General features: G+C 68.9%; 12 protein-coding genes. 5 read left to right on the top strand and 7 right to left on the bottom strand.

The features are described 5' to 3' along the window. Positions 1 to 39: 39 nt before the first annotated feature. A complete protein-coding gene (locus tag DB30_RS18660; RefSeq protein ID WP_146659534.1) occupies positions 40 to 327 on the bottom strand; it encodes a hypothetical protein in 288 nt (95 codons plus the stop codon). A 62-nt stretch (positions 328 to 389) separates the two neighbouring features. Between DB30_RS18660 and gor the strand changes: the two genes are divergently transcribed. After that, positions 390 to 1,751, top strand: coding sequence for a glutathione-disulfide reductase (gene gor, locus DB30_RS18665; protein ID WP_052550825.1), 1,362 nt, complete (start codon positions 390 to 392; stop codon positions 1,749 to 1,751). A 7-nt stretch (positions 1,752 to 1,758) separates the two neighbouring features. Here the strand turns inward: gor and DB30_RS18670 are convergent, their stop codons facing one another. Beyond that, positions 1,759 to 2,322, bottom strand: coding sequence for a GNAT family N-acetyltransferase (locus tag DB30_RS18670; RefSeq protein ID WP_052550827.1), 564 nt, complete (start codon positions 2,320 to 2,322; stop codon positions 1,759 to 1,761). A 148-nt stretch (positions 2,323 to 2,470) separates the two neighbouring features. Here DB30_RS18670 and DB30_RS18675 point away from each other — a divergent pair, with 148 nt between their 5' ends. Next, a complete protein-coding gene (locus DB30_RS18675) occupies positions 2,471 to 3,637 on the top strand; it encodes a ribonuclease D (protein ID WP_165703834.1) in 1,167 nt (388 codons plus the stop codon). Here the strand turns inward: DB30_RS18675 and DB30_RS18680 are convergent. From DB30_RS18680 to DB30_RS18690, 3 genes are all read right to left on the bottom strand, one after another. Continuing rightward, positions 3,623 to 4,279 (bottom strand): hypothetical protein, encoded by a 657-nt coding sequence (locus tag DB30_RS18680; RefSeq protein ID WP_052550832.1) that lies wholly within the window; start codon positions 4,277 to 4,279, stop codon positions 3,623 to 3,625. The genes DB30_RS18675 and DB30_RS18680 overlap by 15 nt on opposite strands. Positions 4,280 to 4,313: 34 nt before the next feature. Next, entirely contained in the window at positions 4,314 to 4,646 is a 333-nt protein-coding gene (locus DB30_RS18685; RefSeq protein WP_052550834.1) for a hypothetical protein, read from the bottom strand. A 78-nt stretch (positions 4,647 to 4,724) separates the two neighbouring features. Next, positions 4,725 to 6,020, bottom strand: coding sequence for a lycopene cyclase family protein (locus tag DB30_RS18690; protein ID WP_052550837.1), 1,296 nt, complete (start codon positions 6,018 to 6,020; stop codon positions 4,725 to 4,727). A 74-nt stretch (positions 6,021 to 6,094) separates the two neighbouring features. On the opposite strand from DB30_RS18690, the gene DB30_RS18695 reads away from it, so the two are divergent. The 3 genes from DB30_RS18695 (at position 6,095) to egtB (ending at position 9,755) form a co-directional block, all read left to right on the top strand. Beyond that, a complete protein-coding gene (locus DB30_RS18695; RefSeq protein WP_165703835.1) occupies positions 6,095 to 7,030 on the top strand; it encodes a trypsin-like serine peptidase in 936 nt (311 codons plus the stop codon). Between the two features lie 320 nt (positions 7,031 to 7,350). Continuing rightward, positions 7,351 to 8,397 (top strand): prolipoprotein diacylglyceryl transferase, encoded by a 1,047-nt coding sequence (locus DB30_RS18700; RefSeq protein ID WP_146659540.1) that lies wholly within the window; start codon positions 7,351 to 7,353, stop codon positions 8,395 to 8,397. 53 nt (positions 8,398 to 8,450) lie between these two features. Further along, positions 8,451 to 9,755, top strand: coding sequence for an ergothioneine biosynthesis protein EgtB (gene egtB / locus DB30_RS18705; RefSeq protein WP_052550843.1), 1,305 nt, complete (start codon positions 8,451 to 8,453; stop codon positions 9,753 to 9,755). Positions 9,756 to 9,766: 11 nt separating this feature from the next. Here egtB and DB30_RS18710 read toward each other — a convergent pair whose 3' ends face one another. Together DB30_RS18710 and DB30_RS18715 are read right to left on the bottom strand one after the other, a co-directional pair. Continuing rightward, positions 9,767 to 12,187 carry a GH92 family glycosyl hydrolase gene (locus DB30_RS18710; protein ID WP_146659542.1) on the bottom strand — a complete coding sequence of 807 codons (2,421 nt, stop codon included), beginning with the start codon at positions 12,185 to 12,187 and terminating at the stop codon, positions 9,767 to 9,769. A gap of 41 nt (positions 12,188 to 12,228) precedes the next feature. Continuing rightward, entirely contained in the window at positions 12,229 to 12,471 is a 243-nt protein-coding gene (locus DB30_RS18715; protein WP_052550846.1) for a hypothetical protein, read from the bottom strand. Positions 12,472 to 12,858: the final 387 nt, after the last annotated feature.

The following is a 12,858-nucleotide window of genomic DNA, read 5'->3' on the forward strand; positions in this document are numbered from 1 at the left end:
GCAGGTTTCTACCCTTGCTCGCCGACGCCCTCGCCCTACTCAGTCTCGGAACCGCAGCGGCAACCGCAGCCCCAACAGCCCCACCAGCGCGAACGCCCCGGCCGAGAACATGAACATCAAGCGCGCCCCACCGAGGTCCGCCGCCCACGACAGTCCCGACAGTGGCACGACCAAGCCAAGGTTGATGAGCCCGACGATCTGCGAGGCCCGGGCCGCGCGCCCTTGGCCTTCCTTGACCAACACGGCGATGCACAGCCCGAGGCCGAGGAGCAAGAACACCACCATCACGGGCAACCCGAGTAGCAGGATATCGACAATGCGCTGCATGAGCCTTCCGACACGCTAGCAGCGGTGTTGAGCTTTGACTACGCTGAGGCTAGCGTGCCGCGGTGTCCCAGTTCGACTTCGACCTTTTCACGATCGGCGCCGGATCGGGCGGCGTCGCTGCGAGCCGCCGCGCCGGCGAGTATGGCGCCAAGGTAGCGATCTGCGAAGAGCTGCGGGTGGGCGGCACCTGTGTGATGCGCGGCTGCGTGCCCAAGAAGTTGCTCATGTATGGGGCCTCGTTCTCCGAGCAGTTCGAGGACGCGGCGGGGTTCGGCTGGGAGGTCGGCGCGCCCAAGCTCGACTGGCCCCGGCTAATGGCCGCGAAGGAGGCCGAGCTCGATCGCCTCGAGCAGATCTACATGCGCTTGCTCTCGGACTCGAAGGTGGAGTTGATCGCCGGCCGCGGCGCGCTGATCGACGCGCACACGGTCGAGGTCGCGGGCAAGCGCTACACCGCCAAGCACATCCTCATTGCGACCGGCGGGTGGCCGGTGCGCCCCCCAATCACGGGCGTCGAGCACTCGATCACCTCCAACGAAGCGCTCGAGCTCGAGCAGCTGCCGGCCCGCGTGACGATCGTGGGTGGCGGCTACATCGGGGTCGAGTTCGCGGGCATCTTCAACGCCGCGGGAGCCCAGGTGACCCTGCTGCTGCGCGGCGACAACGTGCTGCGGGGCTTCGATCTCGAGATCCGCGAGCGCCTTGGTGAAGAGATGCGCGCGCGCGGGATCAGCATCGAGACCGAGGTCGAGGTCCGCAGCGTGGCCCGGGACAACGGCGGCCCGCTGTGCTTGCTGCTCGATCACGGCGAGATGCACGAGACCGACGCGCTGATCTACGCGACCGGGCGCACACCCAACAGCGCCGGCATCGGGCTCGAGGCCCTGGGGATCACCTGCAACCCAGACGGCGGCGTGGTCGTCGACGAGCGCAACCGCACCAGCGTGCCCAACATCTACGCGGTCGGAGACGTCACCAACCGCATCAACCTGACCCCCGTGGCGATCGCAGAAGGACGCGCGCTCGCCGAGACGCTGTTCAACAACAACCCCACGGTCGTCGATCGACGCGACGTCGCGACAGCAGTGTTCTCGCGCCCGCCCGTCGCAACCGTGGGCCTGACCGAGCAGCAGGCGCGGGCGCAGGTTGGCGAGATCGAGATCTACAGCGCCCGGTTTCGGCCGATGAAAGCGACGATCTCGGGCCGCGCGGAGCGAATCTTGGTCAAGCTCGTGGTCGACAAGCAAACCAACGTGGTGCTGGGCGCCCACATGGTGGGTGACGACGCGCCCGAGATCATTCAGGGCCTCGCCGTCGCTATCAAGTGCCGGGCCACCAAGCGTGACTTCGACGCGACGATGGGCATCCACCCTTCGGCCGCAGAGGAATTCGTGACCATGCGATTCCCTCGCCCCGACGAGTGATCGAGCTTCAGTCGATCCACTCTGGCCAGGGTAGATAGTCGATCCACGCGTAGGCGACCTTGGCCAAGACTTGGTCGCCAACGTTGACTTCGCCGTGGGCGATCTTGCGGCCGCGCATGCGCTCGTAGAAGCGCCGCGCGGGATGGTTGTCGGCCAACACCCAGACAACGGCGGGGACCAGCCGACGCCCGCTGAGGGCCCACAAGCCGGCGCTCAACAGCTTGCGGCCGCCGCCGCGACCATGCACGTCGGGGTGCAAGTACAGCTCGTAGACCTCGCCGCGCACGCCCAGCTTGCGGCTGTTGCTGAGCCCGCTGTTGACGTACCCGACCACGCCCTCGTCCCCCTCGAGCACGTGCAACAGCGAGACGTCCTGGCCGCCGTGCCAAAAATATCCGCGAAATCGGCTGACGCTGCGCGCGAGGTTGGTGTTGGCGAGGCTCGACGCCGACATGATCTGCGCGTACGCGTGGTGCCAGCTGGCCACGTGGACCCGCGCGAGGGCGGCGACGTCGTTCGGTTGCGCGAGCCGAACGCGGAAGTTTGAGAGCTGGGCGTCGTCGATCTTCACGGGTCCGGTCTCGGTTCACGCACGGTTGCCGCGCTGGCGCGTGTCACTTTGCCACGAGCGACGGCGTCCCGTCCGATCGCTCGAACGAAGCGACGGAAAATTCGGACCCGAGCTGTCGCTGTTCTTCGCTGTTCGCTACGCTGGCGCGATGACGACCCTGCCAGACCACCGCTGGGTCCGCGACGCTGGCGCCCTGCTCGAGCTCGCGGCCGCGCTCGCTGACGCACCCTGGGTCGCGCTCGACAGCGAGTCGAATTCGATGTTTGCGTACCATGAGCGGGTCTGCCTGCTGCAGCTCAACGTCGGCGGCGAGCTGTGGCTCGTCGACCCGTTCGCGCTGACCGGCGACGGGCCAACCCCGAAGGCTGGCCCCGAGGCCCTCGCCCCGCTCGCAGCCCCGCTCGCGGATCCCAAGCTGCGCGTGTGGGTGCACGGCGGCGAGTACGACGTGGCGTGTCTCAAGCGCGACTTCTCGCTGACGCTGGCCAACCTGTTCGACACCCAGCAGGCGGCGAGCTTCCTCGGCTGGCGGCGAACGGGGTACGCGGCGGTGGTCGAGGAGCTGTGCGGGATCGCGCTGGCCAAAGAGCACACCCAGCACGACTGGGGTCGGCGCCCGATCGACGGGGCCGCGCTCGGCTACGCGCTCGCCGACGTCGTGCACCTGCCCAAGATCGGCGCGGAGCTGGTCGAGCGGATCGAGGCCGCTGACCTCGACGAAGAGCTCGGCCTCGCCAACGCTGCGGTCGCCCGTGCCGCCGCGCATGACAACAGCTTCGACCCCGAGCGGATGTGGCGGCTCAAGGGCGCTGGCGAGCTGCGCAAGGATCGCCACGCCGTGCTGGCGGCGCTGTATCAGTGGCGCGATCAGATGGGCCGTGAGCTCAACTACCCGCCGGGTCGCCTGATCGCCAACCAGCCGCTGATCAACTTGGCCAACCGCGCGCCCACGGATCACGCCGCGCTCCGACGCATGCGACTGCGCGGCGCGTTCATGCGCGAGCACGCCGACGCCCTGCTCGAGGTCGTCGCCAAGGCGCTGGCCGATCCTCCCCGCGTGCCAGGGCGGGCCAGTCGACCCCGCCTGTCCTCGCGCGAGGCCAGCCGGGCCAAAGCCCTCAAACAATGGCGCCGCGAGGAGGCCGAGCGTCGCGAGCTGCCTCCCCACGTGATCTTGCCCCCGCGTGCGCTGGGATGGTTGGTCAGCGAGGGCGTCGATCGGCTCGACGAGTGCCCAGAGCTCGGCCCCAAGCGTGCGGCGCGATACGGCGAGACCCTGCGCGCGCTGTGTGCTGCGGGCTCAGTCGGCGGGTAGCGGCTGATCGGCGATCCGCTTGGCCCGCATGCCACCGCGCGCCAGCGTCGGCTGCTTGGTCGGCTCGGGTACCGGCACGGCCTTGATCCCGCCTTCTACTTGGACGTCATGCTCGATTTCGTCGATCGGCATCGCTACCAGGCCCCCGGCGACGAGTGGTTCGGTGGGATCTGCCGGGTCACAGGGCTGGTCGACGGGTGGGGTCGGCTCGACCGGCTCGACCGGCTCGGCGCGCTGGACCAGCGGCGCGGTCGGCTTGTCGGGCGCAGGCTCGGGATCCGAGTGGGCCGTGCACGCGGCGAGCAGCGCCGCTGCCCCGATCGACGCGGCCTGGGCCAGCCGCGGCCGCTGGGGGGCTCGCCTACGCGCCAGCCGCTCGATCGGGACGAGGCTGGCTTCAGCGGGCTCTGGACGGAAGCGGATCCCCCCGTCAGCCCGGATCGCATAGGACACGCAGATATCCTGGCCCTCGTGCTCACGCATGAACACGCGGGCCTCGCGTTCCGACATCTTTGACAACAAGTGCACGTCTTTGACGCAGTGGCCACAGAACATGCTGCGATCCGCTTGGCTCACCCCGCTCCGATCCAAGCTGATCGGGCACGGGCTGGTGATCTGGATCTGGGCTTTGTCGACGCTCATCGGCGGGCCCAACGGCGGGTCTCGGCGACCGGTTTCACTCGTCCTGCGCGGGCTTGCGCCACTCGAGCTGGACCCGAAACGTCCCGCTGGCCCCGATCAACACCCGGCCGCTGGTGTCGACGCTCAGCGAGAAGCCAAGGTTGACCTTGTCGAGGTTGGCGTCTTGCAGCTCGGCCTCGAGCTGCTTGGCCACGGCCTTGACCACGTCACTGATCGCCGCGGTCCCGACCGTGGACACCCGTTGGCTGTGGGTGCTCGGGGTCATGGCCGAGCCGGTCTCGCGCACGATCGCGGGCATGGCCTCGAGCCACACCTTCGGGCCTTGGTCGCCGAGCGCGAGCACCAGCGGTTCGTCTGCGATGGGCATGGGGCCCAGACTACTCGAATCCCGAACCAGCGGGCGCGGCGACGCATCGCAGGGCTTCGGTCCGTCATGTATTGGCGATTACGACCGCTGCAGCCCGCCGAGGCCCCGCAACAACCGCAGCCCCTCGCGCCCAAACAGGGCCGCGGTCAGGCGCGCGCGGATGGGCGCGGGCACGCCAGCGAAGTAGCGCAGCATCGTGACCATCAGCTCGGGCGTGGGCGCGCTCCCGGACACGAACCCGCGCCAGCAGTGATCGGGCAGCTCGAAGAACGCGGCGAAGAAGCGATCGACGCCGGGGCGATCGAGCGCGCAGATGACCTCGAGCCCAAATCCGTATAGTCGCCACGCCCGGACCTCTGCGGGCGACCAGATCGCCTGCCAGATCCGTCGGCTGGGACCACCCGGCGAGACCCAGCGCTCGAGCTCGGCTGCGATCGCGTCGGCGACTCGAGCGCGCCGACGCAGCACGTTCGTGAGCAAGTACCCGGTCGCCGGGTGGACCATGGAGGCGGCGCCGCCGTAGGCCAAGGTCCGCTGATCCCCGCGGGGCAGCGCGGCGCCCATGGGGATCACGCAGCGCTCCACCGCGACTGGCTCGCCCACACAGCGAACGCCCTGCAGCTCCAGGCGCCGACGCTGACGCTCGCGCAGCGCGGGGAAGTAGCTCGGGGGTGGGTGCTCGAGGCGGGCGGCGAGCACGGTCTCCTCTACGAACAAGCGGTCGCGCGCGAGCGGCAGCGCGTACGAGAAGGTCGGCGGCAGCGACTCGTCGGACTCGGCGTCGCCGGTGCTCGACCAGTCCATGAAGTTGACCCGGTCGAGATCGAGCCCGGGCTCGCCTGGGCCCGCTTCGATCACCCACTGCTCCCCCCACGCGACCTGGTGAGCTGGGCGCGGCCCTTGCTCGAGCTCGACGAAGCGCGAGCCGTGTCCCGTGGCGTCAACGACCAGCTGGCCGCGCAGTCGCTCGCCGCCCTCGCAGCGCAACACCACGCCGTTGTCGTCATGTTCGATCGCGGCGAGCGTGCCCGCGACGATCGAGCCCCCTGCCCCCTCCACCTGCGCGAGCAACTCGAGCTGCCAGCGGCGATCATCGAGGAGGCCGTAGCCGCGATCCAAGTCCCGCGAACCCGCGGCGAACCGAGCCCTCGCGCCGATCCAGCGGTGCCCAAGGTACGGCTCGACGCCAAGCGAGACGGCGTCGTCGAGCCACATCGCGTAGTTGGGGTGCCAGCTCGCGCGCGGGTCTGGGGCCAGCAAGCCAACCCGAACGCCCCGCTCGACGCATGCGGCGGCCAACGCCAGACCCGCTGGCCCGGCGCCGATGATCCACAGCTGGATCGCGTCGGTGTCCGCGGCCGTCACCACCACCACCTCGCGAGCGTGAACGGGTAGCGCGGGTCATGCAAGCCAAGCCGGGTCCCCACGAATTCACGTACCATCGCGCCATGCCCGAGGCCGCCGACCCCCACGCCCCGATCTCGAGCGACGAAGCTGGCGAGCGGGACACGGTCGACGCGGCGCCAGGACAAGGAGCGAACTGGCCGATCGGTGAGCACGCGCAGCTTGGGCTCGAGACCGTCCCCGGCTGGACCCCGCCCGCTGCCTACGCGCGCGAGTCCACCCGAGACACAGGCCCGCGCGGGGTCGACTCGCTGCTGCCAAACTGGGCAGCCACCCACCCCGGCGCGGGCCACTCGGGCTACCGACCGGAGTCGACGATCGGCGGCGACGAGCGCGTGCGCATCTACGAGACCAACAAGTACCCGTGGCGCCCGATCTGCCAGCTGACCATCCACTCGCGCTTGGGCGACGAGTTCATCGGCACCGGCTGGCTGATCGGGCCCCGCACGATCGTGACCGCGGGCCACTGCGTGTACCTGCCCGCGATGGGCGGGTGGGCCAAGCGCGTCGTGGTCTCGGCCGCTCGCAACGGCCAAGATCGCCCGTTCAGCAGCGTGGTGGCCACGAAGTTCCACTCGGTGCGCGGGTGGACCGTCGACGGCAAGCGCGAGCACGACTACGCGGTGATCTCTCTGGCTGAGGACGCCGCGTTGCCCGAGGTCGGGCAATTTGGGTACGCCGTCTACGATACGCCGACGCTGCTCGGTAGCTACGTCAACCTTGCTGGCTACCCCGCAGACAAGGACGGCGGCACGACCTTGTGGTGGTCGGCCCGGCGCAGCGCGCAGGTCGACGCTCACGTGTTGCGCTACGACGCCGACACCGCCGCGGGCCAGAGCGGCGCCCCCGTCTGGCGGCTGGATCCCAGCACTGGCCGGCGGGTGGTCGTGGGCATCCACACCAACGGCGCCCTAACTGGCAATTCGGCCACGCGCATCAACGCGTGTGTGTTCGCCAACCTCGCCAAGTGGACGGCATGACCGGCACTCGCTAACCACCACGGGCATGCTGCGCTGCTCTCAGCTCGGGCGAGGGGTTCTTCTCAGCTCGGGCGAGGGCTTCTCGCCCGCTTGCACACGCCTTCGGAGACTGCTTCACCCTGGGCAGCGAGCTGTTCTCAGCTCGGGCGAGGGCGTCTCGCCCGCTTGCACACGCCTTCGTAGACTGCTTCACCCCTGGGCGGCGAACTCTGCGCCCGCTCGCGGCGCCGGCTGGCTGGACCTGGCCCGCGCTTTTGGCTACGAACCGGCACTGGCGCCGCGCCGAACAGCGCACCGCGTCGGCACTGAGCCCCCAAGCCATGTTTTACGAGAAAATCCACATCTTCGGAGATTTCGGTGTCGCGCCCTACGGAGTCATGGTCGCGCTTGGCCTGCTGGCTGCGATCGTCTTGGGCGGTCGGGAGAATCAGCGGATCAAGCTGATGACCCCCGAGCTGTTCGAGAAGGTCGCGCTGTGGACCGTGCTGTGGGGGCTGATCTTCTCGCGGCTGTTCTATGTGCTCACCGACCTGCCCCGCTTCATGCAAAAGCCTGGGTCGATCCTCGCGATCTGGGAGGGCGGCCTGGTGTTCTACGGCGGCCCGATCGGGGCGGTGCTGTACCTCGTCTACCACTACGTGATCCGCAAGAGCGGGCCCACGGAAGGGACCCACGTCAAGACCCTCAAAGAGGGCTGGCAACGGCTGCTGCGCTTCTTCGACCTTGGCGCGCCGATGCTCGCGCTCGCCCACGCGTTTGGCCGGATCGGCTGCCTGTGTGCCGGCTGCTGCTACGGGGCGGTCCACGAGGGCGCGCTGGCGCTGCACTACCCCGAGGGCTCGCCTGCGTTCGCCGCCGGTGGGATCGGGCGCTACCCGATCCCGCTGATCGAGTCGGCGATCGAGCTGAGCCTGTTCATGTTCTTGATGAGCCTGCGGCTCAAGAAGCGGTTTCACGGCCAGGTCATGTTGACCTACGTGATGATCTACCCGGCCGCTCGCTTCGTGCTCGAGATGTTCCGCGGCGACGCCGTGCGCGGCTACGTCATGAAGCTCGAGACCCCGGCGCTCAACGCCGCGCTCGGGCTCGATCCCGCGGTCCCCGTGATGATGACGACCAGCCAGTTCATCTCGCTGTTCGTGGTCGCGGCTTCGATTGTGCTGATCTTCGTCGGCAAGCGCGCCGCCGCTGATGGCCCGATCCCCGAGGCTGCCTGGTGGGAGGACGAGGACGCCGAAGAGGACGAAGAGGACGAGGACGCCGAAGAGGACGAGGACGCCGAAGAGGACGACGGCGAAGAAGCGGCCGACGACGAAGAAGACGACGACGACGAGGCCGAGAGCGAGAGCAAGACCGTCCAGGAGTGACGGCGTCTCGCAGGCCCTGCGCCCAACCACCGCCCCGTCGAGGGCTACACACCATGCACCTGCGACTCGAGCCAACCGCCCTCGCGGGCGCCTACATGCGGGTCCGGGCGCTCAGCGAGGCGCTCGCCGCCACGCTCGAGCCCGAAGATCAGTGCATCCAATCGATGCCTGACGCCAGCCCGACCAAGTGGCACCTGGCCCACACCAGCTGGTTCTTCGAGACCTTCGTGCTCGCCGGGCCAGGCTACGCGCGCTACCGCGAGGGCTGGGACTTCCTGTTCAACAGCTACTACCAGACGGTCGGCAGCATGCACGCGCGCGCGCAGCGGGGCCTGCTCTCGCGCCCGACCGTGGCCGAGATCCTCGCCTACCGCCGGGCCGTCGACGAGCAGGTGCTGCACTCGCTGCCGCACATGAGCGCCGCCAAGCGCGGCCTGGTCGAATTGGGCCTGCATCACGAGCAGCAGCACCAAGAGCTGATCCTGACCGACATCAAGCACGCGCTCTCGCTCAACCCGCTCGCGCCCGCCTACCGCGACGCGGGGCCAACCACCGACTCGGTCGCGCAGCTCCCAGCGCTTCGCTGGGTCGAAGATCCTGGCGGCCTGGTCGCGATTGGGCGGGCCACGGACGCCGCGGGGTTTGGGTTTGACAACGAGGGTCCGCGCCACAAGCAGTGGCTCGAGCCCTTCGCAGTAGCCAGCCGGCCGGTGAGCTGCGGGGAGTACCTCGCGTTCATGGCCGACGACGGCTACGCGCGCCCGCAGCTGTGGCTGTCGGAGGGCTGGGACGCCGTGCAGCGCGAAGGCTGGCGGGCTCCGGCGTACTGGCGCGCGCCCGGACAAGCCAACGAACCATGGCGCGTGTTCACCCTCGACGGCCTGCAGCTGCTCGACCCCAGCGCGCCCGTGTGTCACGTGAGCTTCTACGAAGCGGACGCGTACGCGCGCTGGCGGGGCGCTCGGCTCCCGCGCGAAGCCGAGTGGGAGCACATCGCCCAGGCCCTCGAGGTCGACGGCAACCTGCTGCCAAACAGCGCCCCCGAGCTCGTCAGCGCGCCGCTTCACCCGGTCCCCACCCCCGAGGCGCCCAGCGCAGACCCGAGCGGGCTCGCGCAGATGTTTGGCGACACGTGGGAGTGGACCGCCAGCCCCTACCAGGCCTACCCCGGCTATCGCCCGCCCGAAGGGGCGATCGGCGAGTACAACGGCAAGTTCATGTGCAACCAGCTGGTCTTGCGGGGGGGCTCCTGCGCGACCCCACACGACCACGTTCGCGCGAGCTATCGTAATTTTTTCCACGCGTCGACGCGCTGGCAATTCAGCGGTCTGCGCCTGGCGAAAGATCTGAACGGCTAACCAGCAGCCGGTTAGAACGCGCCAAAGCTGGAGGGCTGATCGGCGAGCTCGAGCCGCAAGGTCCCGCCTTTGTCGCGCAGCTGCTGCCAGGTGATCCACGGACGCTCGAGCTCGACGCCGTTGAACGTGGCTCCGGCGACATAGATCATCCCGGGTCCGGCCCCGTCTGCGACGATCGCCAGCCGGCGATCTGGGTGATCCGCGTCGGATAGATCCAGCTCGACGCGCTCGAAGATTGGCGCGGTGATCCAGTAGCCATCGCTGCCTGGCAGCGGGTACAGCCCGATCGCTGCAAATATGTACCAGGCGCTCATGGTCCCGGCGTCGTCGTTGCCTGGCAGGCCGTCGGGTCCGGGGCCGTAGTGGCGCTCGCGGGCCCAGTCGACCCAGCGCTGGGTTGACGCTGGATCGCCGAGCTCGGTGAACAAGTAGGCGTCGTGCAGCGAGGGCTCGTTGGACTGCCAGTAGTAGGGCACGGGCATCAATGGGTTGTAGCCACCGCCGGCCAGGAACGCGGCCGAGGTCTCGAAGTAGGCCGCCAGCCGCTCGCGCGTCGGCTCGATCCCACCCATGATCTCGGCGAGCGCGAGCACGTCGTGGGGGACGGCCCACAGGTAGTGGGAGGCCGTGCCTTCGGCGTAGTAGCTCTCCCACACGAGCGGATCGAAGCCGTCGAGCTCGAAGCTGCCGTCTGCCCGGCGACCGATCAAAAATTCCAGCTCCGGCGCCCACAGGTGCTGCCAATTGTGGGCGCTGGCTTCAAACAGCTCGGCGTCTTGGGTCTCGCCCAGCGCCGCGGCCCAGCGCGCCAGCGCGTAGTCGGCGTGGGCGAACTCGAGGGTCCGCGAGGCGGAGGCGCCCGCCTCGTCGCTGGCCACCCAGCCGCGCTCACGGTAGCCAGCGATCCCAGCGCGACCGGCGTTGGGTCGCGGCTCGATCGCGTGCAGCCGGGCGGCCGCGTAGGCGGTCTGAACGTCGAAGTCGGTGATGTCCTTCAGGTACGCATCCGCGAGCACGATGTCCGCGCTGGTCCCAACCATGCCACCGGTGTAGCCGATCCCAAGCGGCCACTTGGGCAGGTCACCGCCCTGCGCGGCCATCGTGGCCAGCGACTCGAGCATGTCGGCGTGGCGCTCGCGCTGGATCAGGTTGAACAGCGGGTGCACGGTCCGGTAGGTGTCCCACAACGAAAAGTCCGTGTAGTAGGTGAAGTCCGAGGCGTGCTCCCCCACGTCATGAACCGCGTCGTCGAAGCCCCGATAGCGCCCGCTGGCCTCGGTGAAGATCGTGGGGGCCAAGAACGCCCGGTACATCGCCGAGTAAAACAAGGTGCGCTGCTCGTCGCTGCCGCCAAGCACCCGAACCCGGGCGAGCTCGGCGTCCCACCGCTGCGCCGCCGCGGCCCGGGTCTGCTCGAAGCTCTGACCGTCGAGCTCCTCTAGGTTGGTCTCGGCCTCGGCGATCGACACGTAGGAGATCGCCAGCTCGAGCTCCACGACCGGCTCGCTGGCGCCAGTTAGATCGAAGCGCAGCCACCCGCCGATCTGCGCGCCGCTGATCGACGCGAGGTCCGTAAAGGTGCCGCCCATGTCGTCCCACACGCCGTGTTCGGCGATCGGCTGGGAGACCCGCGCGGCGAAGTAGGTCGGCACGCCGCCGAAGCGATCGGAGTAGCTGCCGTACACGGTCATCATCCCGCGGATCGTTTGGCCCGCTGGATCAATCGTGATCTCGCTTGCGATCGAGGTCGCCCCGCCTGGGTTGTAGCCAAGGTTGAACAGGATCGACGCGTCGGCGCTGGCCTCGTCAAACCGGTAGCGGTGTCGGCTGGCCCGGGTCGTCGCGGTGAGCTCCGCGAACACGCCGTGGTCGAGGAGCTCGACCGCGTAGTAGCCCGCTGCGGTCTGCTCTTCGGCGTGATCGAAGAGCGAGCGCGCGCCGCCGATCGCCGCCATCTGTGGATCCATCCCGATCGCTGGGGCGACCTGCACGGCCCCGTAGTCCGGTACGCCCATGCCGTTGATCCGCGAGTGCGAGAAGCCCCAGATGTGGGGCTGATCGTAGTGGTACCCCGTACAGTTGAGGAACGAGATCTGAACTGGTCCGAGCCCGGTGTCGGGCCCGGGCTTGATCATCCCAAACGGCAGCGACGGCCCCGGGTTCATGGTCCCAACCGTGTAGCCGACCCCGCCGGTGCCGATCATGGGATCGACGAGCTCGCTGAGCGCCTCGTCGGGCCACGCGTAGGGCTCGAAGCCGTCTTCGGTCTCGCCGCCGGTGTCGGTCTCGGTCTCGGTCTCGGTCGTAGTGCCGGACTCCGTCTGCGAGCCATCGGCGCTGGTATCCGTGCCTGCGCTCGCGTTGCCGCCGTCGTCCGCACACCCGAGCGACACGACCGCGAGCAACCCCAGAGTCAACCGGCGCGGAGCCATGCCGGATACTACTACGCGTCCGCGCGTGGGTCGTGAGGTCGTCAGCAAGCCTCGAGCTCGGCCAAGCTCTGCGCGCCCAGCATGCACTGGACCAGCCCCCGCGTGGGTCGCTGCTCGTTGCAGGTGGTCTCGAACTGCGCCTCCGAAGTTGGCACGAGCTTCGCCTCGGCCTTGGCCAGCGCGACGATGTGTTGGGCGATCTCACGACAATCGTCGGCGCTCGCCCGACACCCGGCGTTGAAGAGCACCGCGCTGAGCAGGAGCAGGCAGGATCCGCGGGACATCGGGGGATTCTACCCTACTCTCCGCCGCGCCGACGTGGGGCATGCGCGGCATCGACCTGCACGGGTCGCCCGGCGGCGCTCGCCCGAGCTGAGAGCAACTTTAGCGAGGCTCCGCCTCAGACCGTCGAGCTTGTAGACCTCTGCATGGACATCGCGTCCGTGAGCGGGTGCGGAGGTCGATGTGCTGATCGGGCAGCGCGCACGACCCGTGAGGGTCCCTCCGGGCACGGAGGGCTCAAGGCGCTAATTTGCGTTGTCATGGATCGCTGTCGACGAGGTCGGGCTTTGGCTTCGGTGGGGCACTCGCAACGCCCTCTTATTGTGCCCGGAGCGACCCTCACGGGTCTTCTGTGCGCTTCTCGTCGTTCGAGACGGCGGCTACGCGCT

Source organism: Enhygromyxa salina (assembly GCF_000737335.2).
Classification (GTDB): Bacteria; Myxococcota_A; Polyangia; order Nannocystales; family Nannocystaceae; genus Plesiocystis; species Plesiocystis salina_C.

Excerpts from the sequence above, each read along its gene's own strand:
- DB30_RS18700 (WP_146659540.1), top strand. The coding sequence starts at position 7,351 with ATGTTTTACGAGAAAATCCACATCTTCGGAGATTTCGGTGTCGCGCCC.
- DB30_RS18660 (WP_146659534.1), bottom strand. The coding sequence starts at position 327 with ATGCAGCGCATTGTCGATATCCTGCTACTCGGGTTGCCCGTGATGGTG.
- DB30_RS18695 (WP_165703835.1), top strand. The coding sequence starts at position 6,095 with ATGCCCGAGGCCGCCGACCCCCACGCCCCGATCTCGAGCGACGAAGCT.
- DB30_RS18675 (WP_165703834.1), top strand. The coding sequence starts at position 2,471 with ATGACGACCCTGCCAGACCACCGCTGGGTCCGCGACGCTGGCGCCCTG.
- DB30_RS18715 (WP_052550846.1), bottom strand. The coding sequence starts at position 12,471 with ATGTCCCGCGGATCCTGCCTGCTCCTGCTCAGCGCGGTGCTCTTCAAC.
- DB30_RS18710 (WP_146659542.1), bottom strand. The coding sequence starts at position 12,187 with ATGGCTCCGCGCCGGTTGACTCTGGGGTTGCTCGCGGTCGTGTCGCTC.
- egtB (WP_052550843.1), top strand. The coding sequence starts at position 8,451 with ATGCACCTGCGACTCGAGCCAACCGCCCTCGCGGGCGCCTACATGCGG.
- DB30_RS18680 (WP_052550832.1), bottom strand. The coding sequence starts at position 4,279 with ATGAGCGTCGACAAAGCCCAGATCCAGATCACCAGCCCGTGCCCGATC.
- DB30_RS18685 (WP_052550834.1), bottom strand. The coding sequence starts at position 4,646 with ATGCCCATCGCAGACGAACCGCTGGTGCTCGCGCTCGGCGACCAAGGC.